The 26,943-nt window shown below is 62.8% G+C and carries 28 protein-coding genes; 21 read left to right on the top strand and 7 right to left on the bottom strand.

All coding sequences use genetic code 11. The features are described from left to right. Positions 1 to 1,398, top strand: a complete 1,398-nt coding sequence (lpdA, locus tag DZG07_RS09450; RefSeq protein ID WP_119816345.1) for a dihydrolipoyl dehydrogenase — start codon at positions 1 to 3, stop codon at positions 1,396 to 1,398. A gap of 101 nt (positions 1,399 to 1,499) precedes the next feature. Here lpdA and DZG07_RS09445 read toward each other — a convergent pair whose 3' ends face one another. The 6 genes from DZG07_RS09445 to DZG07_RS09420 all read right to left on the bottom strand — a co-directional run bounded on the left by DZG07_RS09445 (position 1,500) and on the right by DZG07_RS09420 (position 6,770). Then, positions 1,500 to 1,841, bottom strand: a complete 342-nt coding sequence (locus DZG07_RS09445) for a winged helix-turn-helix domain-containing protein (protein WP_091913021.1) — start codon at positions 1,839 to 1,841, stop codon at positions 1,500 to 1,502. A 102-nt stretch (positions 1,842 to 1,943) separates the two neighbouring features. Further along, positions 1,944 to 3,047: a molybdenum ABC transporter ATP-binding protein gene (gene modC, locus DZG07_RS09440; RefSeq protein ID WP_119816342.1), complete on the bottom strand. Its 1,104-nt coding sequence runs from the start codon at positions 3,045 to 3,047 to the stop codon at positions 1,944 to 1,946. Beyond that, a complete protein-coding gene (gene modB / locus DZG07_RS09435) occupies positions 3,044 to 3,745 on the bottom strand; it encodes a molybdate ABC transporter permease subunit (protein WP_119816339.1) in 702 nt (233 codons plus the stop codon). The genes modC and modB overlap by 4 nt, the downstream gene beginning before the upstream one ends. A gap of 17 nt (positions 3,746 to 3,762) precedes the next feature. Further along, complete coding sequence (modA, locus tag DZG07_RS09430; protein ID WP_119816336.1) at positions 3,763 to 4,563, bottom strand: molybdate ABC transporter substrate-binding protein; 801 nt, start codon at positions 4,561 to 4,563, stop codon at positions 3,763 to 3,765. Between the two features lie 240 nt (positions 4,564 to 4,803). Beyond that, positions 4,804 to 6,114 (bottom strand): ATP-binding protein, encoded by a 1,311-nt coding sequence (locus DZG07_RS09425; RefSeq protein ID WP_119816333.1) that lies wholly within the window; start codon positions 6,112 to 6,114, stop codon positions 4,804 to 4,806. Continuing rightward, positions 6,111 to 6,770 carry a response regulator transcription factor gene (locus DZG07_RS09420; RefSeq protein WP_119816330.1) on the bottom strand — a complete coding sequence of 220 codons (660 nt, stop codon included), beginning with the start codon at positions 6,768 to 6,770 and terminating at the stop codon, positions 6,111 to 6,113. Before DZG07_RS09420 ends, DZG07_RS09425 begins: the two co-directional genes overlap by 4 nt. A 162-nt stretch (positions 6,771 to 6,932) precedes the next feature. On the opposite strand from DZG07_RS09420, the gene DZG07_RS24190 reads away from it, so the two are divergent. The 10 genes from DZG07_RS24190 (at position 6,933) to DZG07_RS09375 (ending at position 15,060) form a co-directional block, all read left to right on the top strand. After that, positions 6,933 to 7,196 (top strand): PepSY domain-containing protein, encoded by a 264-nt coding sequence (locus tag DZG07_RS24190; protein WP_348272898.1) that lies wholly within the window; start codon positions 6,933 to 6,935, stop codon positions 7,194 to 7,196. Further along, positions 7,189 to 7,389 carry a hypothetical protein gene (locus tag DZG07_RS23800; protein ID WP_119920261.1) on the top strand — a complete coding sequence of 67 codons (201 nt, stop codon included), beginning with the start codon at positions 7,189 to 7,191 and terminating at the stop codon, positions 7,387 to 7,389. Before DZG07_RS24190 ends, DZG07_RS23800 begins: the two co-directional genes overlap by 8 nt. After that, complete coding sequence (locus DZG07_RS09410; protein WP_119816327.1) at positions 7,349 to 8,155, top strand: glycosyltransferase family 2 protein; 807 nt, start codon at positions 7,349 to 7,351, stop codon at positions 8,153 to 8,155. Before DZG07_RS23800 ends, DZG07_RS09410 begins: the two co-directional genes overlap by 41 nt. Next, the gene (locus DZG07_RS09405) at positions 8,152 to 8,442 is read left to right on the top strand and encodes a lipid-A-disaccharide synthase N-terminal domain-containing protein (RefSeq protein WP_091913034.1); all 291 of its coding nucleotides are present in this window, start codon (positions 8,152 to 8,154) and stop codon (positions 8,440 to 8,442) included. The genes DZG07_RS09410 and DZG07_RS09405 overlap by 4 nt, the downstream gene beginning before the upstream one ends. A gap of 14 nt (positions 8,443 to 8,456) precedes the next feature. After that, a complete protein-coding gene (locus tag DZG07_RS09400; RefSeq protein WP_119816324.1) occupies positions 8,457 to 9,851 on the top strand; it encodes a glycosyltransferase family 39 protein in 1,395 nt (464 codons plus the stop codon). Between the two features lie 209 nt (positions 9,852 to 10,060). Continuing rightward, positions 10,061 to 11,299, top strand: coding sequence for a branched-chain amino acid ABC transporter substrate-binding protein (locus DZG07_RS09395; protein WP_119816321.1), 1,239 nt, complete (start codon positions 10,061 to 10,063; stop codon positions 11,297 to 11,299). 103 nt (positions 11,300 to 11,402) lie between these two features. Beyond that, positions 11,403 to 12,344: a branched-chain amino acid ABC transporter permease gene (locus DZG07_RS09390; protein WP_119816318.1), complete on the top strand. Its 942-nt coding sequence runs from the start codon at positions 11,403 to 11,405 to the stop codon at positions 12,342 to 12,344. A gap of 3 nt (positions 12,345 to 12,347) precedes the next feature. Next, entirely contained in the window at positions 12,348 to 13,607 is a 1,260-nt protein-coding gene (locus tag DZG07_RS09385) for a branched-chain amino acid ABC transporter permease (protein ID WP_119816315.1), read from the top strand. Continuing rightward, on the top strand, positions 13,604 to 14,356 hold the full coding sequence (locus tag DZG07_RS09380) for an ABC transporter ATP-binding protein (RefSeq protein WP_091913042.1): 753 nt from the start codon (positions 13,604 to 13,606) through the stop codon (positions 14,354 to 14,356). Before DZG07_RS09385 ends, DZG07_RS09380 begins: the two co-directional genes overlap by 4 nt. Beyond that, positions 14,356 to 15,060 carry an ABC transporter ATP-binding protein gene (locus DZG07_RS09375; RefSeq protein ID WP_091913044.1) on the top strand — a complete coding sequence of 235 codons (705 nt, stop codon included), beginning with the start codon at positions 14,356 to 14,358 and terminating at the stop codon, positions 15,058 to 15,060. Before DZG07_RS09380 ends, DZG07_RS09375 begins: the two co-directional genes overlap by 1 nt. 23 nt (positions 15,061 to 15,083) lie before the next feature. Here DZG07_RS09375 and DZG07_RS09370 read toward each other — a convergent pair whose 3' ends face one another. After that, positions 15,084 to 15,884 carry an alpha/beta hydrolase gene (locus DZG07_RS09370; RefSeq protein WP_119816312.1) on the bottom strand — a complete coding sequence of 267 codons (801 nt, stop codon included), beginning with the start codon at positions 15,882 to 15,884 and terminating at the stop codon, positions 15,084 to 15,086. A gap of 97 nt (positions 15,885 to 15,981) precedes the next feature. On the opposite strand from DZG07_RS09370, the gene DZG07_RS09365 reads away from it, so the two are divergent. The 10 genes from DZG07_RS09365 (at position 15,982) to DZG07_RS09320 (ending at position 26,943) form a co-directional block, all read left to right on the top strand. After that, positions 15,982 to 18,015 (top strand): 3-hydroxyacyl-CoA dehydrogenase NAD-binding domain-containing protein, encoded by a 2,034-nt coding sequence (locus DZG07_RS09365; RefSeq protein ID WP_245429611.1) that lies wholly within the window; start codon positions 15,982 to 15,984, stop codon positions 18,013 to 18,015. 29 nt (positions 18,016 to 18,044) lie between these two features. Continuing rightward, the gene (locus DZG07_RS09360) at positions 18,045 to 18,806 is read left to right on the top strand and encodes an enoyl-CoA hydratase-related protein (protein WP_119816307.1); all 762 of its coding nucleotides are present in this window, start codon (positions 18,045 to 18,047) and stop codon (positions 18,804 to 18,806) included. A 2-nt stretch (positions 18,807 to 18,808) separates the two neighbouring features. Beyond that, entirely contained in the window at positions 18,809 to 19,591 is a 783-nt protein-coding gene (locus DZG07_RS09355; RefSeq protein ID WP_162931588.1) for an alpha/beta fold hydrolase, read from the top strand. A 10-nt stretch (positions 19,592 to 19,601) separates the two neighbouring features. Next, positions 19,602 to 20,267 carry a glutathione S-transferase family protein gene (locus DZG07_RS09350; RefSeq protein ID WP_119816301.1) on the top strand — a complete coding sequence of 222 codons (666 nt, stop codon included), beginning with the start codon at positions 19,602 to 19,604 and terminating at the stop codon, positions 20,265 to 20,267. A gap of 3 nt (positions 20,268 to 20,270) precedes the next feature. Continuing rightward, the gene (locus DZG07_RS09345) at positions 20,271 to 21,467 is read left to right on the top strand and encodes a CaiB/BaiF CoA-transferase family protein (RefSeq protein ID WP_119816298.1); all 1,197 of its coding nucleotides are present in this window, start codon (positions 20,271 to 20,273) and stop codon (positions 21,465 to 21,467) included. Then, entirely contained in the window at positions 21,467 to 22,096 is a 630-nt protein-coding gene (locus tag DZG07_RS09340; RefSeq protein WP_197716846.1) for a carboxymuconolactone decarboxylase family protein, read from the top strand. The genes DZG07_RS09345 and DZG07_RS09340 overlap by 1 nt, the downstream gene beginning before the upstream one ends. A 92-nt stretch (positions 22,097 to 22,188) precedes the next feature. Continuing rightward, positions 22,189 to 22,938, top strand: a complete 750-nt coding sequence (locus DZG07_RS09335; protein ID WP_119816295.1) for a GntR family transcriptional regulator — start codon at positions 22,189 to 22,191, stop codon at positions 22,936 to 22,938. Positions 22,939 to 23,028: 90 nt separating this feature from the next. Beyond that, positions 23,029 to 23,994 (top strand): aldo/keto reductase, encoded by a 966-nt coding sequence (locus DZG07_RS09330; protein WP_119821560.1) that lies wholly within the window; start codon positions 23,029 to 23,031, stop codon positions 23,992 to 23,994. A gap of 20 nt (positions 23,995 to 24,014) precedes the next feature. Further along, positions 24,015 to 25,466 carry an aldehyde dehydrogenase family protein gene (locus DZG07_RS09325; protein WP_162931587.1) on the top strand — a complete coding sequence of 484 codons (1,452 nt, stop codon included), beginning with the start codon at positions 24,015 to 24,017 and terminating at the stop codon, positions 25,464 to 25,466. Positions 25,467 to 25,476: 10 nt separating this feature from the next. Continuing rightward, positions 25,477 to 26,943, top strand: coding sequence for an aldehyde dehydrogenase family protein (locus tag DZG07_RS09320; protein WP_162931586.1), 1,467 nt, complete (start codon positions 25,477 to 25,479; stop codon positions 26,941 to 26,943).

Genomic DNA, 26,943 nt, shown 5'->3' with positions numbered 1-26,943 from the left:
ATGAAAGACATTTCCTGCAAGCTTCTGGTCATCGGCGCGGGTCCGGGCGGCTATGTCTGCGCCATCCGCGCCGGCCAGCTCGGCGTCGATACGGTCATCGTCGAAGCGGAAAAGCCCGGCGGCACCTGCCTCAATGTCGGCTGCATCCCGTCCAAGGCGATCATCCATGCAGCCGAGGAATTCGAGAAGGTCTCGCATATGGCGGGTGCCAAAAGCCCGCTCGGCATCACTGTCGAGGCGCCGAAGCTCGACCTCGCCAAGACCATCGCCTGGAAGAACGGCATCGTCGGCCGCCTCAACAGCGGCGTCACGGGTCTGTTGAAGAAGGCCAAGGTCAAGATCGTGCATGGCCGCGCGAAATTCCGCGATGGCAAGACGGTCGAGGTCGAGACCGAAACCGGCACGCAGATCATTCGCGCCGAGACGGTGGTGATCGCGACGGGTTCGGCCCCGGTCGAACTGCCGTTCCTGCCCTTCGGCGGCCCGGTCATTTCCTCCACCGACGCGCTCGCTCTGACCAAGCTGCCGGAAAAGCTCGTCGTGGTCGGCGGCGGCTATATCGGGCTGGAATTGGGTATCGCCTTCGCCAAGCTCGGCTCGAGGGTCACGGTGGTCGAGGCCGAAGCCCGCATCCTGCCACAATATGATTCCGAGCTGACGCGGCCTGTTTCCAAGCGGCTCGGCGAACTCGGCGTCACCGTGCTGACAGGTGCAAAAGCCAAGGGCCTTTCATCGAAAGGCGATGCCCTGGTCATCGAGACGTCAGGCAGCGACGAGCAAAAACTGCCCGCGGACAAGATACTCGTCACCGTCGGTCGCAAGCCGGTCATGGACGGCTGGGGGCTGGAAGAAATCGATCTCGACCGCGCCGGCAAGTTCCTGCGCATAGACGACCAGTGCCGCACTTCGATGCGCGGCGTCTATGCCATCGGCGACGTCACCGGCGAGCCGATGCTGGCGCACCGGGCCATGGCGCAGGGCGAAATGGTGGCCGAGATCGTTGCCGGCAACAAGCGCTCATGGGACAAGCGCTGCATTCCCGCCGTCTGCTTCACCGACCCGGAAATCGTCACCGCTGGCCTGTCGCCGGACGAAGCGCGGGCCCAGGGCCGCGAGATCAAGATCGGCCAGTTTCCCTTCGCCGCCAATGGCCGCGCCATGACCATGCTCGGCGAGGACGGTTTCGTCCGCGTGGTGGCGCGCGCCGACAATCATCTGGTGCTCGGCATCCAGGCTGTCGGCCACGGCGTGTCCGAGCTTTCCACTGCTTTCGGGCTGGCGATCGAGATGGGCGCGCGGCTGGAAGACATTGCCGGCACCATCCACGCCCATCCGACGCAGGGCGAAGGTTTTCAGGAAGCAGCACTCAAGGCGCTCGGCCACGCGCTGCATATTTGAGCCATAATATGTCCCTCAGTCCGTAAAGGACGGGGGAAGGTGCCGGCAGGCAGATGCGAAGCAGTATCGTCCCACCCAAACAAGGGCCGGCGATCGCCGCTTCAGCCAGCCTCGATTTCAGCTTGCAGCGCAACCATGTGTTGCTGGGCAGCGGCCGTAGCGGCGCGCTCGATGGCGCGGAACCGGCTCACCACTGCAAGGCCGACCGGTGTCAATTGCGCCCCGCCGCCGCGTTTTCCACCGGTCTGCGCCGAGACGACCGGTTTGCCGAACAGCTTGTTCATCTCTTCGACCAGATCCCAGGCGTGCTTGTAGGACATCTTCATGCCGCGTGCGGCCGCCGAGATCGATCCGAAGGCGGCGATCTGTTCCAGCAATTCGATCTTGCCCGGTCCGATGCGACCGTCGGGGTCAAGATTTATACGCAGGCTAAGCGATGGCATGGTCGTCGTTCCTGATGCTCACGCGCTTGGCGCGCCGTCATTTGCAGTGTTCTAGCCTGCCCGTGTCGCTATGTCATTGCGAACATAGCCGATTCCCATAATTCACACCGGCTTGACGCCGGACATCGTATTGGCCCTGTCGAAACTGACGGTCTTCACCACGGCAAAGACCGGCTTGCCAGCCTCAAGCGCAAGAGCATGACACGACTGCCGGGTGATGCGCGCCAGAATGGTCTGGCCGCTGCAATCGATCAGCACATCTGCCAGCGTGCCGTTGCCCGAGCTTATGCTGGCGATCTTGCCCGACAGGATGTTGAGCGCGCTCAAGCCCCGAGGCCGCTCGGTGGCGATAATCACGTCGCGCGCCCTTATCCGAACGCGAACCGATGCACCGACGGGCGTCCCAAGCCCGGAAACGCGAATCTCACCAGCAGCCGACTGCAAAACCGACATCCCGAAGCTTTCATCATGGGCAGAGACGGTCATATCGACCACGGAACCGCCTTCGCCGATTTCCTCCTCGGAAAGAAGGTCGAGCCGCTGCATGATCTCGGCCGCAGGGCCCGATGCGGCCACCTTGCCGCCGGCCATGACGACGACATCGCTCGCCAGCCGCGCCACCTCGGCAATCGAGTGGGTGACATAGACGATCGGCGTTTTCGTCTCGTCGCGCAGCCGTTCGATATAAGGCATGATCTCGGCCTTGCGCGCATCGTCGAGTGCGGCCAGCGGCTCATCCATCAACAGCAGCTTGGGGCTTGCCAGCAGCGCCCGGCCGATTGCAACGCGCTGCTTCTCGCCCCCGGAGAGATGGCTCGGGCGCCGGTCGAGCAGATGCCCGATGCCGAGCAGTTCCACCACGCGGCCCATATCATCATGCCGCTCACCCTTCGGCGTGAACCAGCGGCCGTAGGACAAGTTGCTGCGCACATTGAGATGCGGGAAAAGCCGAGGCTCCTGGAATACATAACCGATGCGCCGCTTGTGCTTGGGCACGAACACACCCGCCTGCGTATCGACGAAAACCCTCCCCTCAGCCGCAATGCGTCCCTGGTCGGGACGCAAAAGTCCGCCGATCAGATTCACAAGCGAGGTCTTGCCCGAGCCCGATGGCCCGAACAGCGCCGTCAGCCGCCCCGCGCTTTCGAAGCGCGCTTCCAGCGAGAAATCGCCAAGGCGATTCCTGATGTCGACCGCGACCGTCATTCGAGATCCATCCTGCGGCCAAGCCTGCGCGACAGTGCCTCTGAGGCTATAAGTGCTGCCATGGAAATCACTATGGAAACCAGCGTCAGGCGCAGCGCGCCGGCATCGCCCCCCGGCACCTGCGTGAAGGTATAGATGGCGGAAGGCAGCGTTTGCGTCTCGCCGGGAATGTTGGAGACGAAGGTGATCGTCGCACCGAACTCGCCCATCGCCTTGGCGAAGGAGAGGATCATGCCGGCAATGACGCCCGGCAGCGTCAGCGGCAGGGTGATCGTCAGGAACACCCACGCCGGATTGGCGCCAAGCGTGCCCGCCGCCGCCTCGAGCCGACGGTCGATGGCTTCAATCGACAGCCGGATGGCGCGTACCATCAGCGGAAAGCCCATGACCCCGCAGGCAAGTGCTGCACCCGTCCAGCGAAAGGAAAAGACGATGCCGAAATGTTCGGCCAGAAAGGCGCCAGCCGGGCCGCGCCGTCCGAAGGTCAAAAGCAGCAAATAGCCGGTGACCACGGGCGGCATTATCAACGGCAGATGCACGATGCCGTTGAGGATCGATTTGCCCCAGAACTTTCCACGCGCCAGAAGCAGCGCGATCAGGATTCCGGGTGGCAGACTTGCCACCATGGCCCAGGTGGCAACCTTTATGGAAAGCCGGACCGCATTCCACTCTTCAGGACTGAGGTCCAGCCATTCCATGCTTTACGAAAAGTCCCTTAGTTCGATGCGACAGGCGCGAGGAAGGTAAAGCCCTGCGCCTCGAACATCTCCTTGGCCTTGGCCGACTGGAGATATTTCACGAAGCCCTCGGCGTCTGCATTCTTCGATTCCGCTGTCAGTCCAACGGGATAGACGATCGGCGCGTGCGAGTCTTCCGGGAAAGTGCCGACGACCTTCACGTCCGGCTCGGCAACGGCGTCCGTTGCATAGACGATGCCGAGAGCGGCCTCGCCCGTCGAGACCAGCTTGAGCGCTGCGCGCACATTTTCCGCCTGCGCGACTTTGCCTTCGACCGAGGCCCAGACGCCAAGCTTTTCAAGTGCGGCCTTGCCGTATTTACCGGCGGGAACGGCCTTCACATCGCCCATGGCAAGCTTGCCATCGCCGAGCAGTGCGGCGAGGTCGAAATTCGGAGCGATGGTTGCTTCGGTCGTCGCATCCTTCGGCGCAACCAGCACGATGCGATTGCCGAGCAGTTTCAGCTCCGTGTCGGCTTTGATGAGCTTCTTGTCGGAGAGATATTTCATCCAGTCCAGGTCGGCCGAGATGAACACGTCAGCTGGCGCACCCTCCTCGATCTGCTTGGCCAGCGCCGAGCTCGACGCATAGGAAATGGTCGCCTGCTTGCCGGCATCGGCCTGCCAGGCGGTGTTGATGTTGTCGAGCGCGTTCTTGAGGCTCGCCGCTGCGAAAACCGTAACGTTGTCCGCAGCTTGCGCGGCAGGTGCTGCCGCAAAGAACACTGCGGCAAGGCCGCTGATGGCAAGCGCCAATCCAAAACGTCTGCGTGTGAACATGATATCTACTCCCGGTTCGGATTTGAATTCTGTCATATCGCGGATGGTCGAACAGTCACCCCATCGATATATCCACGCGGATATAACAATGAATCGATACCGAAAGTAAACCGCCCTCACGAGCTATTACCGGCTGTAAGAGAGATTATTTCGCCGGCGAGAGCGTTGTTCCAAACGGGAATAACGCACGGCTGCTCGACCCGAACCGAGCTCTGCCTATCGCTCGGAGTGGTGCATCCCCTAAAAACGTATCGTCGCCTCGAAACCATCTTCCCGATCGCTGGCCGGCGACCGGAATTCCAGCGTTCCGCCCATCCGCCGCACCAGCGTCGCAGCAATTGCCAGACCGAGGCCGGAACCTTCGGCTTCCGTCTTGCCTCGCTTGAACCGGGTCGTGAGTTGAGCAAGTTCGCTCGGCGGTATCACCGCCCCGCCGTTGGAAACGATGATGGAGCCGTTCTTGCCGGCGACGACCTTGACCGGACTGTCCGTCGACCCGTGGATCAAGGCGTTCTCGATCAGGTTGCGCAAGGCGATGGCGAAGGCATCGATGTCGACCTTTCGCGTCAGGCTGGTGCCCGTCTCGACATCCAGCGTCAGGCGCCCGGCATTGTCGGGTTTTCGTTCGAATTCTTCGGTGAGAAGGCGCACGACGGGAACCAGATCGACCGAGCGATCCGAAACGCCGATGCCCGACTCCGCGCGAGACAGCTGAAGCAGCTTTTCGGCCAGATGCGCCAAGTTTTCGAGCGCCTTCTCGATGTTGCGCGCCCGCTTGCGAGCCGCCCCCTCGGGAAGTTCGGCGATCAGTCTCTGGGTCTGGGCCAGCGCTCCGGCGATCGGCGTGCGCAGTTCATGCGCGCTGTTGGCGGCAAACTCGCGCTCCGCATCGAGCGATGTGCGCAACCGCTCCAGAAGCCGGTCGACGGACGTGGCGATCGTATTCAGTTCCGCAGGCAGGCCCACGGTTCCCACAGGCGATAGATTGCCGCCATCCCGAGCGCCGATTTCGTCACGCAAGGTTCGAATCGGCGCCAGGGAGCGACGCACGACAAGCCAGACCGCAGCCATGCTCAACGGCACCAGCGCCAGCAACGGAAGGAAAAGCGTCAGAGCGCCCTCCAGCATCGCTTCGCGGCGCTGCGCCAGAGGATCGGAGACCTGCAGGAACAGCGTGCCGCTGACCGCTACCTCGGTATAGATGCGATGTGTCGGCGTGTCATAGAAGCCGCGCTTCAACGGCGCAGCAAGCGGCTCCGGCAGGGCGTCGTGCGAATGCAGAAGCACACGGCCATCTTTGTCGCGAAGCTGGTAGGTCAGATATTCCGCATGTTCGGTGCCGCTGTCGTTCATCCGAAACGGATCGGTGGATTGCTCGCGCTGGAAGACATCGTTGACGACGAGCGGTAAAAGGCGCTGCGCGGTCTCCTGAAGCGCGCTGTCGAAGACCTCGTCGAATTCCTCGCGCATCACTAGCGCGCCAAAGCCCGCCGCCGCGAACCAGAACAGGATCGTGGCGCCCGTCAGCCAGAGCATGAGCCGGCGGGTCATGACACCGAAAACCTGTAGCCGACGCCGCGCACGGTGACGATGCATTCGGCGCCGAGCTTCTTGCGCAGGCGGCTGATATAGACCTCGACCGCATTGCTCTCAATTTCGGCCCCAAATGCATAGAGCGCATCCTCGATCTGCGCCTTGGAGACGATCGAACCCTTTCGGCTCAGAAGGCTGTCCAGCACCGACCACTCCCGCGCGGTCAGCTCCATCGCCTCGCCATCCCGTGCGATCCGCCTTTCGGCAGGCGCTATCTGTAGTGCCCCAAAGGTCAAGGCTGGCTCGGGGCTTTGCCCGTAGCGCCGGGCAACCGCATGAATGCGGGCCGCGAGTTCGCCAAGATCGAACGGCTTGACGAGATAGTCGTCGGCACCTGCATTGAGCCCGTCGATACGGCTGGATATCTGGTCGCGCGCCGTCAGGACGATAACGGGCGTAATGTCGCCGTCTCTGCGCAGGTCCCGCAGAAACGAGACCCCGTCGCCATCCGGCAGCTGGAGATCGAGCAGCATAAGGCCATAGCTCGTCGCCCGGGCATGATCGCGCGCCGCTGCAAGCGTGGTTGCCCAGTCCACCGCGTGGCTGTCTGCAACGGCGTGGTCACGGACCGCACCGCCTATGGCCTTGTCGTCTTCGATAAGCAGTATGCGCATGCGAATGGCTTCGGTCCGGGTGAACGCACGTCATCCCTTATACGATTAAACCGGCGCAGCGTTGAACCACCCGTATTTTTTGCCTGCTTTCAGGTTGCTGTCAGCTTTGGCTGCCAAGGGACAGCCGGGAAATTGTTCAATGGGACAGCTTTGAAGAGCCTCGTGATTTCAGGCCTTATCGTCAACCTGGCGACCGTCGCGGCATATGCCGGCGAGAGATGCGACGTGCCTGTTGCCGACTGGCAGCCGCGCGAAGCGCTGCGGTCCAAACTAGAAGCCGGCGGATGGCATATCCGGGCGATCAAGGCGGCCGATGGCTGCTACGAAGCCTTCGGCGTCGACGAAAAAGGCAAGGCTTTCGAAGCCTACTTCAATCCCAGGACCCTCAAGCCGATCAACAAGACGAGCGACGGAAGCCATGGCTGATCCGAAAGCGTCATATGCCCGGCGGAAGGCCCATCTCATCAGGGTCTTGCTGCTGTTCGGGCCGATCGTCCTGGCGCTCGGCCTTCTGCTGCTTTCGTTCGGAGCAGCCCACATCCATCTGGCCGCGCAGGGTTCCTGCACCAGCATCGCCGATGTCGTATCGCAGGGCACATTCAAATGCCGCTCATCATAATGGACCCAGTTCGAGGACTAGCCGCTTGATTTCCGTTGTTGTGCCTGTCCTGAACGAGGCCGAAAACATCCACGCGCTCATAACTGAAATCGGGATGGCGTCAGCTTTCAGCCCGATCCGTGAAATCATCTATGTCGATGACGGCAGCACGGACGACACGCTCAAGTGCCTGCGCGCGCTGATGGCCGAGGTTCCGATGCTTCGCGTCGTCCACCATGACCGGCCGCTTGGCCAGTCCGCAGCGTTCCAGTCCGGCGCCCGCGCGGCAACGCAGCAACTCCTGGTTTTCATGGATGGCGACTTGCAGAACGACCCGGCCGACATTGCCCTGCTGATCGGCCGCTATCGCGAGAAGGCCTCGCCCGGCGCAAAGATCGCTGTCCTCGGGCAACGCGCCATACGCAACGATAGCGGGCTGCGGCGCATATCCTCCGTGCTCGCCAACAAATTGCGCGCAAAGGTACTCAGCGATGGAACGCGCGACACCGGCTGCAGCCTGAAAATGATCCGCCGCGAAGACTTTCTGGCGCTCCCCTATTTCGATCACATGCACCGGTTCCTTCCGGCCATGCTGCTTCGCAACGGCGTCGAGCTTGCCCATGTCCAGGTTTCGCATCGCGCACGCATTCATGGCCGCTCGAAATACGGCTTCTGGAACCGTGCCCTCGTCGGCGCCGTCGATCTCATGGGCGCAGCGTGGCTGATCCACCGCAGATTGCCCACAGACTACAGGCCTCAGGAAATCAGCAAGGCAGAACCGCAATGACAACATCAACGATCTGGCTAGGCATCGGACTTGTGGGCCAAGCGCTGTTCTTCATGCGCTTTCTGGTCCAGTGGATCGCATCCGAATTCAAACGCCGCAGCGTCCTGCCGCAGGCGTTCTGGTATTTCAGCATCCTGGGCGGGATAACGCTTCTCACCTATGCGGTGCATCAGCACGACATCGTCTTCATCATCGGACAGGGCACCGGCCTGCTGATCTACGCCCGCAACATCATGTTGAGCCGGCGCCCGGCACAGATCGAAACTGCCGAACCTTCGGCCGGCTAGAGCAGTTCAGCTTCATGACGATCTCGAAGCCGCTCGATCGCGCGCTGCCCTATCTGCTGCTTGCCGTCTTCTTCGCAGTCTCCATTGCCGCGCGCCCGCTGCTGCCGGTCGATGAGACGCGGTACCTGACGGTCTCGTGGGAAATGTTCCTGCGGCAGAGCTTCTTCGTTCCAACGATGAATTTCGAGCCCTATTTCCAGAAGCCACCGCTGCTGTTCTGGCTGATCGACCTCGCCTGGAGCCTCTTCGGCGTCAGCCGGCTCTCGGCAGTCGGCGTCATCTTCGTCATTTCCTCGCTGGTCATCTACCTGACGCAGCGACTGGCAAAAGCGCTGTTCCGGAATACCCAGGGCATAGCGGAACGAACGCCATGGCTGATGCTGGGCAGCACGATTTTCGTGATCTATTCCAGCCTGATCCTGTTCGACCTGCTGCTGACTCTTTTCGTCCTCGCTTTCATGCTCGCCCTTCTGGCCTTCGCAAAAGGTCGCGGCCTGCGCTACGCAATTCTCGCCGGGCTGTTAATCGGCCTCGGCGTGCTGAGCAAGGGGCCGGTGGTGCTCATTCACGTCGCCAGCCCGATCCTGATGTATCCGCTCTGGCGAAACTCCTCCTCTGACCTGCCGACGCGAAAATTCTTTTCCGGCATCGCACTAGCACTCCTCGTCGCCTTCTTCCCGGTCATCGCCTGGCTCGGGCCGGCCTTCTACCAGACCGGCGTGGATTTCGCCTACAATCTCGTCTGGCGGCAGGCTGCCGGCCGCGTCTCGGGCTCGATGGAAGGCGCTCACGCGCGTCCCATCTATTTCTATCTCCTGCTGCTGCCGGTCGCCCTCCTGCCGTGGATCCTGTCGGTTGATCTCTGGCGATCCAAGCCCTGGCAACACACACCCGAACCGCAGGACCGTCGCATCCTGCGTTTTCTGGCCCTCTGGTGCCTCGCCGTGCTGGTCGTCTTCAGCCTCATATCGGGCAAGCAGCCGCATTATCTGGTGCCGATCCTGCCGCCACTCATCCTCCTGTTCGGCTACTTCATGTCGACAGTCCGGCTCGCGACCATTCGCACCGGCGCCGTCATCATGCTCGCCTTGGTCGGCGTCGGACAGGCAATCGCTGCGTTCACAGTGTTTGACCGATACGACCTGAAGCCGCTGGCCGCCTACGTCGCCGAACACCGGAGCGCAGAGTGGGCATTCGCTGGCCGCTATCAGGGAGAACTGACGTTCCTGGCGCGAATGGAAAAGCCTTTCGAGATTTTAGCTCAAGGCAGTGCGGATGACTGGCTTGGCAGACATCCAACCGGCTATGTCATTGTGGAAACCGGCACCAGGCTGGACAGCAACCCGCAGGTTCTTTTCACGCAGCCTATCGAGAAGGGTTATCTGACCGTGCTGGGCAACCCCAAATAGCGATCCGGCTACCAGGTCAAATCCGGTCGTTTTGACAAAACTAGCCTGGTTACACCTAAAAGATAGTCTATTGACATATAGCCCTCCTCTGCATAGCTTGCCGCCGAGCTTAGACCGGTCGGCAAAGTTGAGGACACGCTGATGGTAGTTGCCGGCTGAAACAGCGGCGCAGCCGGCCTGGCTTGTTTGATCCAGTGGAGGAATCCCCAATGAAATCCTTGCGCCTCGCGATCTCCGCGGCGGCATCTGCCCTTGCTCTAGGCATCGGCACGGCTGCTGCTGAGCCTGTGAAAATAGCCTTTCTGACGCCGAAGACCGGGCCGCTGGCCTTTATCGGCGCCATGTACGATCCCACGATCAATTTCGTGCAGCAGCCCTTCAACGAAGCTGCCGGCGCAACCGGAAACAAGATCGACATCACCGTTTACGACGATTCCGGCACCACGCAAGGTGCGGCGGACCGGTTCAAGCAGGCTATTGCAGATGGCGCACGCGTTTTCGTCGGCGCCGGCACCTCGCCCCTTGCGGCGCAGAACCTTGCCGACATCCAGCGCTGGAACCAGCGCAACGCCGACGACCCGGCAATGCTTCTGATCGTTGGCGCCGAAGGCTCCAACTTCATCGGGGCCGATTGCAGCTTCTACTCCTTCCATTTCACCACCACGCCCTTCATCCGCCAGAATGCGCTGGCGAAAGTCATGAAAGAGGACGGCTCACTGGGTGAAAAGGTCTACTCGCTCCAGCCCGACTACACGATGGGCCGCGAGATGGAAGCCGCCACCACCCACAATGCCGAGACCTACGGTTACAAGGTGGCCGGCACGACGCGACACGACGTCTTCAAGATCAAGGACTTCTCGCCCTTCATCGAGAAGGCCCGCTCCGAGGCTCCCAACACCATCTTCACCGCCAGCAGCGGCAGTGATCTTCAGCTTATTCTCCAGGCTGCATCGTCGTCGGGCCTGAAGGCGCGTTTCGCCGGCATGTTCCTCGACGAGCCGGGCAATCTTGCAGCGGCGGGCGAAGCAGCCCTTCACAATTACGACGCCCAGATCTTCAACGCCGAAGCGGGCGGTGAGGCTGGCGAAAAATACCGTGCGGCCTTCAATGCCGCAGCCGGCCGCGATCCGGTCGCCTTCATGAACAACAGCGTCCTGACGCTGAACATGCTGGGCGCAGCCGTCGCAGCACTTCCGAAGGCGGACAAGGTCGCTGTCAACGATCTGGTCAAGTCGCTTGAAACCGTAAAGGTCGACTGGCCGCTCGGCACGCTCTCGATGCGCGCGGACGACCATCAGGTCCAGCTGCCGCTGGTCATTTCCATGGTGTCCAAGGATGCCAAGGACAAGATCGACGGGACGGATATGGGCTTCAAGCCGGTCAAGGTGCTCAGTGCCGAGGAAACCTCGGTTCCGGTCAGCGCCGAGTGCAAGATGAAGCGGCTCTGATCCATCGTAGAACCTGCGGATGGGAGCTCTCGCTCCCGTCCGCTTTGCGCTATAGGCACCCATGCGGGGCCTAAGCCCCTCTTATTTCACCCGGACGACATCCATGGAAACGCTCCTCGTGGCCCTGCTGAACGGGCTGATCTACGGGCTCCTGCTCTTCATGATCAGCTCGGGCCTGACGCTCATCTTCGGCATGATGGGTATTCTGAACTTCGCCCATGCCTCCTTCTACATGCTCGGCGCCTATCTGGCGTTCACGGCCATCCATATGTTCGGCTTCTGGGGTGGCGTGGTCTTCGGCACGCTCGGCGTGGCGCTGATCGGCTTCGTCTGTGAACGTTATCTGCTTCGTCATGTCAGGCGCTTCGGCCACGTCCAGGAACTGCTGCTCACCTTCGGCCTGTTCTTTGCGTTCGAGGAAGTCGTCAAGCTGTTCTATGGGCCCTATGCGGTGGCCTATTCCGTGCCCGAGTCACTGCGTTTCACCGCCTTCCACATCGGCGAGGTGTCCTACCCGTTCTTCCGCGTCCTGATCGGCCTGACGGCCATCGTCATGTTCGCCGCCATCTTCTGCCTGCTCCGTTTCACCCGGATCGGCCTGGTGGTGCGTGCAGCCGTGCTCAATCCGACGATGGTGCAGGCGCTGGGGTACAACGTATCCGTCATCTTCTCGGCCATGTTCGCTGTCGGCGCCGGACTGGCGGGCCTCGCCGGCGCCATGGGCGGCGCCTACTACACGACAAATCCAAACATGGCGACAGAACTGGGCGTGATCGTCTTTGTCGTCGTCGTCGTCGGTGGGCTGGGCTCGCTCGGCGGCGCACTGATCGCTTCCCTGCTCATCGGCGTCCTGGTCAGCGCCATCGTCTATGTCGACGTCACTTTCGGGCAAATTCTCTCCGCTGTCGGCCTCGTCTCCGACGAAGTCGCGCAGTCGACACTTGATGTGCCGCTGTCCAGCGCCGCAGGCGTGCTGCCGTTCCTGCTCATGCTTCTTGTGCTGATGTTCCGTCCCCAGGGTATCGCCGGCGACGAAAGGGCCTGATCGATGAAAACCGTTCCTTACATCGGCGCCGCCATTGCCGCTGCGGCCCTGCTGGCGCTGCCTATCTTCGGCGATCTCGGCACCATGAACCTGGTGATCAAGATCATGATCGCTGCGATTTTCGCGCTCGGCTTCAACCTGCTCTGGGGCCAGGCCGGCCTGCCGTCCTTCGGCCATGCCGCCTATTACGGCATCGGCACTTTTGCGACGATCTACATGATGAATGCCATCGATCGTGGTGGCTGGTTCCCGACGCCGCTGTTGCCGCTGGTGGGCGCAGGCGCCGGCTTCGCCTTCGGACTTGTCGCGGGCTGGTTCGCCACGATCCGCTCAGGCGTCTATTTCGCGATGATCACAGTGGCGCTCGCTGAACTGGTCTCAGCCATCGCGCTGAAGTGGGAAGGACTGTTTGGCGGCGAAGCTGGCATTCGTTCGATCCGCACCGACTGGGGACCGTTCAGCTTCCAGTCCACGACCTCCGTCTACTGGCTAACGCTTGTCTGGATGCTTCTGGTCATGGCCTTCCTGTTCGGCCTGCAGCGCAGTCCTTTCGGTCTGGTGGTGCGCGGCATCCGCGAGCGCGAGTTGCGCGTCCGCTTTCTGGGTTACGACACCCATCGCGTGAAAACGCTCGTCTTTGCCATTTCCGCAGCCGTTTCCGGGCTTGCCGGCGGCCTTCTGGCGATCTCAGACGAATCCGCCTCGATGGTGCTGTTCCAGGGTTCCGGATCGGCCTTCGTGGTGCTTAACACGGTGATCGGCGGTGCCGGAGTATTCCTCGGCCCGGTCATTGGTGCTGCACTCACCACCAGCTTCGCCTATTTCGGCGCGAACCTTTCCCATTTCTGGATGCTCTATCTCGGCATCGCCTTCGTGGTGACGGTGATGTACGCGCCGCAGGGCATCGGCGGCGCAATCGCACAGCGCGCGCGTGCCGTGAAGGCCGGCGAGAAGGCAGCTTTCGGCACAGGCGACCTGATAGGAATCGTTGCTTTCGCCCTCACCTTCCTCGGCCTGATATTCCTGATCGAGATCACGGGAACGATCTGCTCGGAGCAGTATCGCGCCGGCATCGCGTCTGCGAAGGGCGTATGGCCGCCGGTCAGGCTGCTTGGCTACGATTTCAATCCGCTTTCGCCGCTGCCCTGGCTCATAGGCCTCCTGTCTCTTGCCGCAGGCATCGCGATCGTCGTTGCCCAACCGCATCTTAGACGCCCCCGGCTGCTCGATCTCGTCACCACAAAAGCGGAGGCAGGAAAATGAGCGCGACCACACTCAGCCTTTCGTCCGTCCAGAAAAGCTTCGCCATGGTCCGCGTGCTCGAGGCGATCGACCTCGACATCGCCAAGGGCGAACGGCATGCGCTGATCGGGCCGAACGGCGCGGGCAAATCAACCCTGTTCAACCTGATCTCGGGAGCTTTCGCGCCAACCTCCGGCAGCATCCAGCTAAATGGCGCCTCTGTTGCCGGGCTGGTTCCGCACAAGCTCAACCGTGCGGGCCTCGGCCGCTCGTTCCAGATCACCCATGTGTTCGACAAGCTGACCGTACGCGAGAACATCCGGCTGGCCGTGATGGGCCGCTTCGGCAAGCGCTGGAGCTTCCTGCGCCGCGGAGCGGTGTGGGACGAGATCGATCGCGAGACGGACGCGCTGATCGCGGGCGCCAATCTGTCGCCGCAGTCTGAAACCAACGCCGGCGACCTGGCATATTCCGAGCAGCGGGCCGTGGAGATTTGCATGACCGTCGGTACCGGTGCCGAGGTGATCCTGCTCGATGAGCCGACCGCCGGCATGTCGCGCGAGGAAACCGCTCACATCATCACCTTCATCCGCAAGATTACCGAAGGCCGCACATTGGTGATGGTCGAGCATGACATGGATGTCGTCTTCAACCTGGCCGACCGTGTTTCTGTTCTGGTCAATGGCCGCATCCTGGTCACGGGCACGCCTGCTGAAATCCGCTCCGACGCTCGCGTGCGTGAAGCCTATCTCGGTGACGGAGAGCACTGATGCTGAATGTTACGGATCTGCATGCCGCCTACGGCAATATCAAGGTTCTGAACGGGGTGACGCTTTCCGTCCCCGGCGGCTCGATCGCCACGATCCTGGGTCGGAACGGCTCGGGACGCTCTTCGACATGCAAGGCGGTGATGGGCCTGCTGCCGCCGATGAGAGGCCAGGTAACGCTGAAGGGAAAGGAACTCGCAGGCTTGCCGGCGCATGAGATTTCGCGTGCCGGTATCGGCTACGTCCCGGAAGACCGGCAGGTGTTCAAGAACCTCTCCGTCGAGGAAAATTTCAAGATCGGCATTCAGCCGGCAAAGGCTGGCCGCGCCGCCTGGACCGTCGACGAACTGCTCGACGTCTTTCCGCGCCTGCGCGAGCGGCGTCATATCAAGGCTGGCTTCCTTTCCGGCGGCGAGCAGCAGATGCTCACCTTGTTCCGCACCTTGCTGACCAATCCCGACGTGATGCTCATCGACGAGCCGACGGAAGGTCTTGCGCCGAAGGTGGTGGAAGCGCTGGCAGAAGTCATTCTCGAAATGAAGCGGCGCGGACTGGCCCTGCTGCTGCTCGAGCAGAAGCTGGCAATGGTCATGCGCCTGACCGACCGTGTCTTTGTGATGGGACGTGGCGAGATCGTGTTTTCCGGCAGCGTTGCCGACTTCCAGGCCGACGACGCGGTGCGCCGGACATGGCTGGAAGTCAGCTGAACGGCGCGGCGGCGATGTCAGCCCTAAGACTGGAGACCGCCCCACCAGCGCGCGATCGCCGCGGCGGCTTCGCGCGGCTTTTCGGCCGGCATCGCATGGCTGGCATTGGGAATGGCTTCAGCCGTTACCCGGTCTCCGAACTCGCGAACAAGCTCGTCCTCGCTGCCGGCCGGCCGGAACGGGTCAGCGCCGCCCATCAGGTCGAGGATGGGCGCAGCGCCGGTTCCCCACCAGTCCGATTGCGGCGTAAGCACGCGGGCGGCGCGCTGGCTCGCCACCACTTCAGGATGCCAGCCGGTGAGCCACTCGCCGGCATCGTTGCCTTCGGCGAAGAAGCCCAGGCGCAAGGCGGCAAGGCGCTCGGCGTCCGAGGTCTCCGGCGCGTTGATGGCGGTGATGGCTGCGCTCAGATGCTGCGGCCATTGCTTTGCGCCCGACGCAAGCAGGACGACGCCGGCAACAAGATCCGGATGGTCTGCAGCAACAGTGCGGGCAACCCAGGTGCCATAGGCATGGCCGGCGACGATAGCGCGTTCGCCCTCTCCGAGTTCGGCGGAAAGCACGGTCGCGAAATCCGCGGCGAAGTCGTGGAAACTCACGTTCTGCATGGGTCCCCTCGACGGCAGGATGCCGCGCGGTTCGACGCGCGCGACGCGGAAACCATGACCTTGCAGGGCTTTAGCCAATGGCCACAGTTCCGCGCAGCAGCGGCCAGTGGACGCCATCAGCAGCAACAGTGGCCCCTCACCGCCGACCCTGTAGCCGACCTGTCCGTCGCGGGTCGGCAGGATTCGCAGGTCGTCGGTGTCGGCGTGGTCGGTCATGGCTGTTCCTCTGCAAAGCCATTCCGCCCAGAGATTGACAGGCGGAACATCGATAAAATATATAAAACTAGCTTTTTAGCATAACAAGAGAATTATCGTGATCGCTTGGGCCAGACATGCGGATATAGCGGTTGTCACCATAGACAACCCGCCGGTCAATGCCGGTTCGCATGCCGTGCGCTCCGGTCTCGTGGCGGCGCTCGCCGAGATTGCCGCTGACACCGCCATTACAGGCGTGATCCTCATCGGCGCCGGCAAGACCTTCATCGCGGGGTCGGACATTCGCGAGTTCGGCCAGCCGCTCGCCGATCCGCAACTGCCGGCGGTGATCGACGCCATCGAATCGCTGTCCATACCTGTCGCCGCAGCCATTCGCGGCGCTGCCCTCGGTGGCGGCTACGAACTCGCGCTCGGGTGCGACCTGCGTGTGGCCGACGAGAAGGCGATTGTCGGACTTCCCGAAGTCAGTCTTGGGCTCGTCCCCGGCGCCGGTGGCACGCAACGGCTGCCGCGCCTGACGGGCGTGCCGGCCGCCATCGAGCTCACCCTTTCCGCCCGGCGGGTTTCCGCCCCGGAGGCGCAGTCGCTCGGCATGATCGATGTGGTAAGCACCGGCGATCTGCTGGAAGACACGATATCCGCGCTTCGCCAGCTTGGCGGCAAGGGCCGCATTGCCGACATGCCGGTTCCGGCTTTCGATCCCACTGAAGCGAAAGCGGTGTGCGACAAGGCCATCGCCCGCGCAAAAGGCCGACCCGCCGCGCAACAGGCGGCACAACTAATCCTCAGCGCTTCCGAAAAGCCGTTCCGCGAGGCCCTGGCTGAGGAACGCGCAGTCTTTCAGGCTATCCGCGTCTCGCCCGAAGCCTTCGCCTATCGCCATCTCTTCTTTGCCGAGCGCGACGCGGCGCGGTTGGATACTGCTGCGGTCGGCTCGAAAATTTCGCGCGTTGCCGTGATCGGCGCCGGCACGATGGATGCCGGCATCGCGCATGCGTTTCTATCCTCCGGATATCAGGTCATCCTGATCGAAAGGGATGAGCCGTTACTGGCCGCCGGTGTAACGCGCATCGCCGGCTTGCGCGACGAGGATTTCAAACGCGGCCGCATTTCCGAAGCCGCGAAGCAAGCGCAGGCAAACGCCTTGACTGCAATCGCCGCCCTCGATGCGGCCAAGGATGCCGATCTGGTCATTGAGGCCGTGTTCGAGGACATGGGCGTCAAACGCGACCTGCTCGCGCGCCTCGGCGCCATCGTCAGCCGCGAAACCGTCGTCGCGACCAACACCTCCTATCTCGATATCGACGCAATGGCCGAAGGTTTCCCGCATCCCGAGCGGTTGCTGGGGCTGCATTTCTTCTCGCCCGCCAATGTGATGAAACTTCTGGAGATCGTGCGTGCTTCGGCCACCAGCGGCGAGACTTTGGCGGCCGCCATTTCGGTGGCGAAGCGGCTCGGCAAGCAGCCGGTGGTGGCGAGGAACGCCTATGGCTTCATCGGCAACCGCATCTACGCCGCCTACCGCCGTCACGCGGAATTCCTGATTCAGGATGGCGCGACGCCCGAGGCCGTCGACCGCGCGATGACCGGTTTTGGCATGGCCATGGGACCGTTTGCCGTGGCCGATCTTTCGGGGCTCGATATTGCCTGGCGGATGCGCAAGGCGCAGGCCGCAACACGTAATCCATCGGCGCGCTATGTCGATATTCCCGACCACCTCTGCGAGGCGGGGCGCCTCGGACGCAAGACGGGCGCCGGCTACTACGACTATTCCTCGGGGAAGGCTCAGGCCGATCCCGCTGTGGAAGCCTTCATCGCAGCATCGCGGCAGGCGGCAGGCATCACGCCACGAACCATCGGCGATGAAGAGATTCGCGCACGCTGTCTGGGCGCCATGGTCAATGAAGGAGCCCTCCTGTTCGCGGAAGGCGTGGCCCGCAGGCCATCCGACATCGATGTTGCCATGGTGCACGGCTACGGCTTCCCGCGCTGGACCGGCGGGCCGGTCTGGTGGTCAGCGAACCTGCCAGACGACAATCTCAAGAGCGTTCTGGCACAGGTCGCCACCGCCGAAGGGCCGCTATTCCGCGCCGGCAACGTCGACGCCCTGATCTCCGCTCTCAAGCAATAACAACGCACGCCGAAACGAGGAACGCAGCCATGGCAATCACCATCGAAAAGGCCGACAGGATCGCGACGATCTCCATCGATTGTCCGCCGGTCAACGCGATATCGATCGCCGACTATGCCGAAATCGGCGATACGTTCGAGGCGGCGAAGGACTGGGCCGACATCAACTGCATCATCTTCACCGCCACCGGCAGCAAGGCGTTTTGCGCCGGGCTGGACCTCAACGAATTCCTCGCCGCCACGCTGGACCAGGATCCCGCCCGGGCAAGGATCGTGCGCCGCTGTTTCGCCGCAGTGCGCCATGCCGCCGTTCCCGTCATCGGCGCCATCAACGGCCCGGCGCTCGGTGCAGGAACCGTGTTGGCCTCGGTCTGCGACATCCGCATCGCATCGGAAAACGCACGGTTCGGCATGCCCGAGATCAATGTCGGCCGCTGCGGCGGTGCCGCACACATGATGCGCCACCTGCCGCAAGGCCTGCTGCGCCAGATGTATTTCACCGGCCTGCCGATCAGTGCCGCCGAAGCTTTGCAATGCGGTTTCATCCAGAAGGTCGTGCCCTTCGAAGACCTCGCCAAGACAGCTCGCGCGCTCGCTGAGGTCATTGCCGCCAAGGCGCCGATCGGCCTGCGGATGGCGAAGGAAGCCCTAAACAAGGTCGAGTTCATGCAGACCGAAGACGGCTATCAGCTCGAGCAGAGCTATTCCACCACATTGATGGCGACCGAGGACGCGCGCGAAGCAATGCGCGCCGTGGTCGAGAAGCGTCCGCCGGTATGGGTAGGCCGCTGATCATGGAAGGCACATTCGTCCGCGACGGCGTGGCGCTGAACTACCGGATCGACAAGGCCGATCCGGCGGCGCCCTGGCTCGTGTTCGGCAACTCGCTGATGACCGACCTGTCGATCTGGGACGAACAAGTGGCGGCGCTTGCGAGCGCATGGAACATCCTGCGTTACGACCAGCGCGGGCATGGCCAATCCGGCGTGCCGGTGGCGGCTCTCGATATCCCGACGCTGGCCGAGGATCTGCTGGCGCTGATCGACTTCGTCGGCATCGAGCGCTGCACCTATGTCGGGCTCTCCATGGGCGTTCCGACCGGGCTTGCCGCCGTTGGCGCGCGCCCTGCTCTTTTCGAACGCCTCGTTCTCGTCGACGGCCAGCCGCGCAGCGCGGCCACCGGACGCGCTTTTTGGGAAGAGCGGATCGCCTTTGCGCGCGAGCACGGCATGGCAGCACTTGCCGAGCAGACGGTGAAGCGCTGGCTTCGGCCGGCGCGTCATGCCTCCGCGCAGGCTGAACGGCTCCAGGACATGATCGCCACCACCCCGCTTGAGGGTTTTGTGGCCTGTGCCTCTGCCCTGCGAGAGTACGACCAGTCCGCCGTGCTGCCGCGGCTCGACATTCCCGTTCGGCTGATTGCCGGCGCCGAGGACGGCGCCATGCCGGCAACGATGAAAACGATGGCCGGGCAGATTGCAGACGCTGCGGTCGAAGCCCTACCGGATGCCGGCCACGTGCCCAACTTCGAGAAGCCGGCGGAGTTCAACGCCGCGCTCGCTGCGGCGTTGCGATGAGGACGCCCGAATGAAGCTTCTCTGGTCGCCGAAATCGCCTTTCGTCCGCAAGGTCATGATCGTCATCCACGAACTCGGGCTGGTGGACAGGATCGAGTTGGTGCGCGCTGTCGCGATGCCGCGCGGCGAGCCAAATCCCGTCATCCTGAAAGAAAACCCGCTCGGAAAAATCCCGACGCTTCTGGTGCCGGGCCTGCCGCCGATCTTCGATTCCGCCGTCATCTGCGACTGGCTTTCCCAATTGTCTGCCGATGGTGAAAGCCTGATCCCGCGCGCGGGCAAACCGAGGCTCAGGCAACTGCGCTGGCAGGCACTGGGCGACGGGTTGACCGAGAATCTGCTGCTCTGGCGCATCGAATGCCTTGGAGCCGACGGTGGCGATGCAGAGATGATTGCATCCTATCGCGCGAAGGTGCGGGCAGCCCTTGCCGTGCTCGAAGATGAAGCCGGCGATCTCGCCTCCACGCCATTCGGCATCGGCCAGATCGCCATCCTCTGCGCGCTCGGCCAGCTCGACTTCCGCTATTCGCAAAGCAGGTGGCGTGGCGCGCACCCGAAACTGACGGCGTGGAGCGAACTGCAAGCCGACCGGCCGTCAGTCGCCGCCACCGTCATCGTCAACGACCAGGGGGCGGACGAAGGCCCCATCATGAATCTTACTTTCGGAGAGGACTGACCTTTGGCCGGACCACTTTCACACATCCGCGTGCTCGATTTGAGCCGCATCATGGCAGGGCCCTGGTCTGGTCAGATTCTGGCCGACCTGGGTGCTGACGTCATCAAGGTGGAACGCACCGGCGAGGGCGACGACACCCGCAAATGGGGCCCGCCCTATCTGGCCGGCAGCGATGGAAAGCCGACGAAGGAGTCGGGCTATTACCTGTCCGTCAATCGCGGCAAGCGTTCCGTCGAAGTGGATATCTCGACCGAACAGGGTCAGGCGGTCATCCGCGAGATCGCCAAGACCTCCGACATCGTTCTGGAGAATTTCAAGTCGGGCACGCTCGACCGCTACGGCCTGAGCTACGAGCATCTCAAGGCCGAGAACCCGCGCATCATCTATGCCTCGATCACCGGTTTCGGCACCACCGGGCCCAAGCGTGAGGATGTCGCCTACGACTTCATGATCCAGGCCATGGGCGGGTTGATGAGCGTGACCGGCGAGCGCGACGACCTGCCGGGCGGCGGTCCCCAGAAGGTCGGCATCCCGATCATCGACATCATGACCGGCATGTATACGACGGTCGCCGTTCTTGCGGCCCTCGCCAACCGCGACCAGACCGGAAAGGGCGACTATATCGACGTTTCCATGCTGGACGTCTCGGTGGCGATGCTGGCCAACCAGGCGATGAATTTCCTGGTGTCAGGCAAGACGCCAAAGCGTGGCGGAAACCGGCATCCGAACATCCAGCCGCAGGATGTCTTTGCGGTGGCCGACGGCCACGTCGTGCTTGCGGTCGGCAATGACGAGCAGTTCCGCCGCTTCGCCGCCGTCCTTGGCGCGCCGGAGTGGGTCGATGACGAGCGCTTTGCGACCAACGCCGCGCGGGTGACCAACCTTGCGGTCCTGCATCCGATGATCTGCGAGCGTTTCGCGCGCGAACCTCTGCAACACTGGCTGGCTGAGCTTGGCGCGGCGAAGGTTCCCTGCGGCCCCATCAACACCATCCCGATGGTTTTCGAAGAGCCGCAAGTGCAGCACCGCGAAATGCTGAGGGAACTGCCTCATCCGCTGGCGGGTTCCGTCAAGCAGGTGGTGAGCCCGATGCGCTTTACCGAAGCACCCCTTTCCTTCGATCGGCCGCCCCCGCTTCTGGGGCAGCATACCGACGAAATACTCGCCTCTTTGGGCCTGACCGACGGAGCAACGACCTGATGTCCCAGCATACCCAGAACACATCGGCCGCGCGGATTTCCCTTCCCGACGCCGACGGCATGACACCGGAGCAGCGCCGCGTCTTCGACGGCATCGTCACCGGACGCCGCGGCGAACTCGTCGGACCTTTGCGCGCGGCACTCCACAATCCGGAGCTTGCCGAACGGTGGAGCAAGCTGGGCGAAACACTACGCTATTGCACGCGCCTGCCGCCTCGCCTCTCCGAGCTGGCGGTGCTGGTGACTGCGCGCGTCTGGAACAGCGAACTCGAATGGACGATCCACCGCCGTGCGGCAGAGGCGGCCGGGCTGGAAGCCGACATCATCGACGCCATCCGCGATGGCAAGGCTCCGCGCCTGATCAAGGAAGAAGACCGCGAAGTCTATCGCTTCGCCGCGGACATGCTCTCGACAGGCACCGTCTCCGACCCTGTTTACGAGGCGGTTCTGGCACGCTGGGACGAGGCCGGAACGGTCGAGCTTACCGCATTGGTGGGCTACTACTGCATGGTGGCGCTGACGCTCAACGTGCATCGCATCCCTCTGCCCGCTTCGATACGGCCGGACCTGCTTGGCGGAGGCACCCCGCCCGAAGGCCTAAGCCCGATCCCACAACTCGTGGATGCATGAGGCCGAGGACTTGGAAAGGCGGACAAAAACAGACATATGCTAGCATATAGCATTTTCACTCGGCTCGAAGGGCCCAGCGAAGGAGAAGGTCTTTGTCCGTTTCGACCCAGGGAAACACAGCCGAAGCGCTGAAAAAGAGTGCGATTTCGCGGTATATCCAGCTCGCTTCCCTGTTCAAGCGGCGTATCGAAACGGGTGAGTGGGCGGTTGGCGGGCAAATTCCAACCGTCGAGATGCTGGCGAAGGAGTGCGGCGTTGCCGCCATGACGATCCGCCATGCGCTCAATATCCTCGAAGCCGACGGCATGATCGAGCGTTATCGTGCCAAGGGCACGTTCGTGAAGCAGCGTCCGGTCAACGACATGTGGTGCCAGGTCCAGACCGACTGGAGCGGCATGCTGCTTGCACGCGAGAATGCCAAAATCGAAGTGCTGTCCGACGAGCGTAATGTTTCCCTGCCGGCGCGCAGTTTCAAGATCGGCAAGCCGGCGCCTGCCTACCGGCATCTCCAGCGCCGCCACACGCGCGACGGCGAAGCCTTCCTGCTCGCCGATGTTTATGTCGCCGAGCGCATTGCATCCCAGATTCCCGAGGACGACTACAGCACCAAGACAGCCCTGAGGCTCGTTGCCGACGTGCCCGGGCTGGTCATCACCGACGCCACCCAGACGCTCACTATCGACAGTGCGGATCTCTATATCTCCGAGAAGCTCGACATCCCCATCAGCAACCCGGTGGCACGGGTGGAGCGCTGTGCGGTGGACAGCAACGGAGAGCTGGTTCTCGTCGCCGACGGCACCTATCGAGGCGACCGGGTGCGCATCGATTTCAAGCTCCGGTGACGTAAAGTATAAAAACATATATTATTGACTTATAGGGTTTCGCATGCGATGCCGTCGTCGCCTGCGCATGGCCGGCGGGAGGAGAAGAGCTTGCAATACGTTCAGTTGGGCCGCACCGGTACGCGCGTCTCGAACATCTGCTTCGGCACGATGTCGTTCGGCTCCTACAGCGACGCATCCACGGCCAGGGCGATGTACGACCACTGCCGGGAACTGGGCATCAACTTCTTCGATTGCGCGAACTCCTATGCCGGCGGCGGCAAGGCAGAGGCCATTCTCGGCGATCTGCTAGGCTCCGACCGCGACCACGTGGTCATCACCACCAAGGTCTGCCGGCCGATGTCGCAGGACACCAACGGGTCCGGCCTGTCGCGGCGTCATATCATGCAGGAGGTCGAAAACAGCCTGCGCCGGCTGAAGACCGACCGCATCGATGTCTATTTCGCTCACCACTATGATCCCTACACCCCGCCCGAAGAGACGCTGCGCGCCTTCGACGACCTGCAGCGCCAGGGCAAGATCATCTATGCCGGCGTTTCCAACTGGGCGGCGTGGCGCATCGCCGACGCTATCGGCATCTCCCGGCGCGAGGCGCTGGCGCGGTTCGATGTCGTGCAGCCGATGTACAATCTGGTGAAGCGCCAGGCCGAGTTCGAGTTGTTTCCCCTGGCACAGGCCGTGGGCCTCTCGGTCATGGTCTTCTCGCCCCTCGCCTCCGGCCTTTTGACCCGCGCGAACGCCAATACGTCTGGCCAGCGCAGCGGCCGGCTTGCAGAAGCCCGCTATCTCAAGCGCTACGAGGACCAGCGCAATTTCGAGATCGCGGCCGAATTCTGCGCCATCGCCGACGAGGTGAGGGTCGATCCCGCCATGCTGGCGGTCGCCTGGGCTGCCTCGCACCCGGCCGTCACCGTTCCCATTATCGGCGCCGAAAGCGTCGAGCAGGTCGGCAACTATGTCGAGGCGGTGAATTTTGCCATGACCCCGGAACTGCGGCAGAGGATTTCCGACCTCTCCCCGCTCCCGACCTACGAAATCGAACGCACCATCGACTGATGGCGAAGGACGAGACGACCATGCAGACTTCCTCCCCAATCACCCTCGACCACCTGATCGGCAACAAGGATGTGCCCTCGTCCTCCTATGCCGAACTGCGCGACCCGGGACGGCTCACCGATGTCGTCGGCCTGATCGCGCAGGGCGATGCGGCGACCGTCGACGCAGCCGTTCGCGCCGCGCACGAGGCCTTCCAGAGCTGGAAGAAGACGAGCTACGAGGAACGCGCAGCACTACTGCGCACCGCCGCCGACCTGCTTGACGCCGAGGCCAACGCGGTCGTCGAGATCATGGCGCGCGAATCCGGCATGCTGGTCGGCACCAACAAGGCCGAGATCGGCATGGCGGCGAATATCGTGCGCGACAATGCCGAGGCGGGTGAAGAATTTCTCAAGCCCATGGAAGTGTCGGATGCCGAAAGCTGGGTCAGCGTCGAGAAGCGTCCCATCGGCGTCATCGCCGACATCGTTCCCTGGAATGCGCCCATTATCCTGACCATGCGCAAGGTTGCGCCGGCACTGGTCTGCGGCAACACGGTCGTGATCAAGCCCGCGCCGACGGCTCCCATCGGCCTGACCCTGCTGCTCAAGAAAATGGCCGCGCTCTTCCCTGCCGGCGTGATCAATGTCGTGCATGGCGGCGGCGATGTCGGACATGCACTCTCCGTCCATCCGCTGGTGCGCAAGGTTTCCTTCACCGGCGGTGGAGCCGTTGCCCGGCAGATCATGAAAGCGGCTGCGGATGGCCTCAAGGGCGTGCAGTTCGAGCTGGGCGGCAACGATCCGTCCATCCTGCTGCCCGACGCAAATTTCGACGACGCCATTCCCAAGATTCTCGGCGGGGCGTTCCGCCGCTCGGGCCAGTTCTGCTTCGCCGTGAAGCGCGTCTACGTTCCATCTGAGGCCTATGCGGATGTCGTTGCGCGCCTTGAGGCCGAAACCGACAAGTTCCGCATCGGCCATCCGCTCGATCAGGGCGTCAATTTCGGACCGATCAACAACCGCGGCCAGTTCGACTTCCTCAAGGGCCTGCTCGAACGCACGCGCGCCAGCGGTGCGACGGTTCGGGAACTCGGCACCGTTGCCGATCCAGCAAGCTGGGACAATGGCTATTACATGCGGCCGGCGATCGTCTCCGACATCGCCATGGATGCGGAACTGGTCCAGATCGAGCAGTTCGGCCCGATCCTGCCGGTGGTGAAATACGATTCCCTCGACGAGGTCATCGAAAGCGTGAACGCAGGCGAACTGGGTCTCGGCTCAAGCCTGTGGACGCGCGATTTCGACGAAGCGCTGAAGATCGCACGTCGCATCGAAGCCGGCATGACCTTCATCAACAATGTCGGTACCTCGCGGCTCGGCCAGAAGAACATCCCCTTCGGCGGCGTGAAGCAGAGCGGCATCGGACGCGAAAGCTCGCCCATCGGGCTTCGCGAATATGTCGAATACCACGCCCTCAACTACCATAAGTGAGGACTGCGCCATGACCTCTACGAAAACCCTCACCATCGACAACTTCATCGCCGGTAAATGGGAAGGCAGCGCTGAGCGCTTCGAAGTCCGTGATCCGGGCCGCACCGCCGACATCGTGGCAACCGTTGCCGTCGCCGACGCAGGCGCGGTCGATCGCGCGGTGAATGCAGCACATGCCGCCCTCAAGATTTGGTCCGAGGTGTCGGTCGAGAAGCGCGCGGAAGCCGTGCTGCGCGCCGCTGACCTGATCGAGGCCGAGGCCGACAAAGGCCTCGACGGTCTCGTCGGCGTTGTGGTCCGCGAAACCGGTATGCTGCCGGCAGAGATCACCATGGAGTTCCGAGGCGCCGCTTTCGCATCCCGCGACAATGTCGAGGCCGCCAGGATCGCGCTTGAGCCCAGGATCATTGAGGACGAGGCCTCGATCGTGCGCATCGAGCACAAGCCCATCGGCGTGGTGGCGGCGATCGTGCCATGGAACGCGCCGATCGTGCTGCTGATCCGCAAATTCGCGCCGGCATTGGTTGCCGGTGACACGCTGGTCATCAAGACGCCGCCAACCGCGCCGGCAGGTATCGCGCTGCTGATGGAAAAACTCGCGCCACTCTTCCCCGAGGGCGTCATCAATGTGGTGCACGGTGGCGCGGAAACGGGTGCGGCATTGGCCGCCCATCCCAAAGTTCGCCTGGTGTCCTTCACCGGTGGCGGCGTCGCCGCCAAGGCCATCATGAAGACCGCGGCCGACACGCTGAAGAACGTGCAGTTCGAACTCGGCGGCAACGACGCGGCAATCGTGCTCGACGATTTCGACCTGGACGGGCAGATCCCGACGCTTGCCGCCGGCGCATTCCACCGGTCGGGCCAGTTCTGCTTCGCGATCAAGCGGCTCTATGTGCCGGCTTCGATCTATGACGCGTTCTTCGACAAGCTCGCCGCTCATCTCGACAAGGTGCGCATCGGTCACCCGCTGCATCCCGAGACAACCTTCGGCCCGATCAACAATGGGGCTCAACTGAGCTACCTCAAGGGCCTCATCCAGAAGACGCGGGACGCGGGCGGCGAACTGATCGAGCTTGGCACGCCCGTCTCCCCTGAAACCTGGGACGAAGGCAACTATTTGCGCCCCGCGCTGGTCAAGGACCCCGGCCCCGATTTCGACATTGTCACCTGCGAGCAGTTCGGACCGGTCCTGCCGGTCATGCGCTACATGGACGAGGACGCGGTGGTGGAACTGGCCAATGGCACCGACTACGGCCTCGGCTCTTCGGTGTGGACGTCGAATTTCGATCGCGGCGCAGCCTTCGCGCGGCGGCTTGAGGCCGGCATGACCTTCATCAACAAGAACGCTCAGTCGCGCCTCGGCCGTCGGCACATGCCGTTCGGCGGCATCAAGCAGAGCGGCATCGGCACCGAAAACTCGGAACTCGGCCTGGCCGAGTTCACCGAGATCCACGCGATGAATTTTCACAAGGTGTGA

Source organism: Mesorhizobium sp. DCY119 (assembly GCF_003590645.1).
GTDB lineage: Bacteria > Pseudomonadota > Alphaproteobacteria > Rhizobiales > Rhizobiaceae > Mesorhizobium_M.
The sequence above is the reverse complement of the archived record's forward strand: the minus strand, read 5'-3'. Positions and strand labels throughout refer to the sequence as shown.

What these genes read in the sequence shown, in the direction of transcription:
- DZG07_RS09325 (WP_162931587.1), top strand. Translation starts at nt 24,015, where the DNA reads ATGCAGACTTCCTCCCCAATCACCCTCGACCACCTGATCGGCAACAAG.
- DZG07_RS09355 (WP_162931588.1), top strand. Translation starts at nt 18,809, where the DNA reads ATGGAAGGCACATTCGTCCGCGACGGCGTGGCGCTGAACTACCGGATC.
- modB (WP_119816339.1), bottom strand. Translation starts at nt 3,745, where the DNA reads ATGGAATGGCTGGACCTCAGTCCTGAAGAGTGGAATGCGGTCCGGCTT.
- DZG07_RS09405 (WP_091913034.1), top strand. Translation starts at nt 8,152, where the DNA reads ATGACAACATCAACGATCTGGCTAGGCATCGGACTTGTGGGCCAAGCG.
- DZG07_RS09340 (WP_197716846.1), top strand. Translation starts at nt 21,467, where the DNA reads ATGTCCCAGCATACCCAGAACACATCGGCCGCGCGGATTTCCCTTCCC.
- DZG07_RS09400 (WP_119816324.1), top strand. Translation starts at nt 8,457, where the DNA reads ATGACGATCTCGAAGCCGCTCGATCGCGCGCTGCCCTATCTGCTGCTT.
- DZG07_RS09425 (WP_119816333.1), bottom strand. Translation starts at nt 6,114, where the DNA reads ATGACCCGCCGGCTCATGCTCTGGCTGACGGGCGCCACGATCCTGTTC.
- DZG07_RS09445 (WP_091913021.1), bottom strand. Translation starts at nt 1,841, where the DNA reads ATGCCATCGCTTAGCCTGCGTATAAATCTTGACCCCGACGGTCGCATC.
- DZG07_RS09410 (WP_119816327.1), top strand. Translation starts at nt 7,349, where the DNA reads ATGTCGTATCGCAGGGCACATTCAAATGCCGCTCATCATAATGGACCC.
- DZG07_RS09420 (WP_119816330.1), bottom strand. Translation starts at nt 6,770, where the DNA reads ATGCGCATACTGCTTATCGAAGACGACAAGGCCATAGGCGGTGCGGTC.
- modC (WP_119816342.1), bottom strand. Translation starts at nt 3,047, where the DNA reads ATGACGGTCGCGGTCGACATCAGGAATCGCCTTGGCGATTTCTCGCTG.
- DZG07_RS09320 (WP_162931586.1), top strand. Translation starts at nt 25,477, where the DNA reads ATGACCTCTACGAAAACCCTCACCATCGACAACTTCATCGCCGGTAAA.
- DZG07_RS09380 (WP_091913042.1), top strand. Translation starts at nt 13,604, where the DNA reads ATGAGCGCGACCACACTCAGCCTTTCGTCCGTCCAGAAAAGCTTCGCC.
- DZG07_RS09385 (WP_119816315.1), top strand. Translation starts at nt 12,348, where the DNA reads ATGAAAACCGTTCCTTACATCGGCGCCGCCATTGCCGCTGCGGCCCTG.
- DZG07_RS09395 (WP_119816321.1), top strand. Translation starts at nt 10,061, where the DNA reads ATGAAATCCTTGCGCCTCGCGATCTCCGCGGCGGCATCTGCCCTTGCT.
- DZG07_RS23800 (WP_119920261.1), top strand. Translation starts at nt 7,189, where the DNA reads ATGGCTGATCCGAAAGCGTCATATGCCCGGCGGAAGGCCCATCTCATC.
- DZG07_RS09370 (WP_119816312.1), bottom strand. Translation starts at nt 15,884, where the DNA reads ATGACCGACCACGCCGACACCGACGACCTGCGAATCCTGCCGACCCGC.
- lpdA (WP_119816345.1), top strand. Translation starts at nt 1, where the DNA reads ATGAAAGACATTTCCTGCAAGCTTCTGGTCATCGGCGCGGGTCCGGGC.
- DZG07_RS09390 (WP_119816318.1), top strand. Translation starts at nt 11,403, where the DNA reads ATGGAAACGCTCCTCGTGGCCCTGCTGAACGGGCTGATCTACGGGCTC.
- DZG07_RS09350 (WP_119816301.1), top strand. Translation starts at nt 19,602, where the DNA reads ATGAAGCTTCTCTGGTCGCCGAAATCGCCTTTCGTCCGCAAGGTCATG.
- DZG07_RS09375 (WP_091913044.1), top strand. Translation starts at nt 14,356, where the DNA reads ATGCTGAATGTTACGGATCTGCATGCCGCCTACGGCAATATCAAGGTT.
- modA (WP_119816336.1), bottom strand. Translation starts at nt 4,563, where the DNA reads ATGTTCACACGCAGACGTTTTGGATTGGCGCTTGCCATCAGCGGCCTT.
- DZG07_RS09360 (WP_119816307.1), top strand. Translation starts at nt 18,045, where the DNA reads ATGGCAATCACCATCGAAAAGGCCGACAGGATCGCGACGATCTCCATC.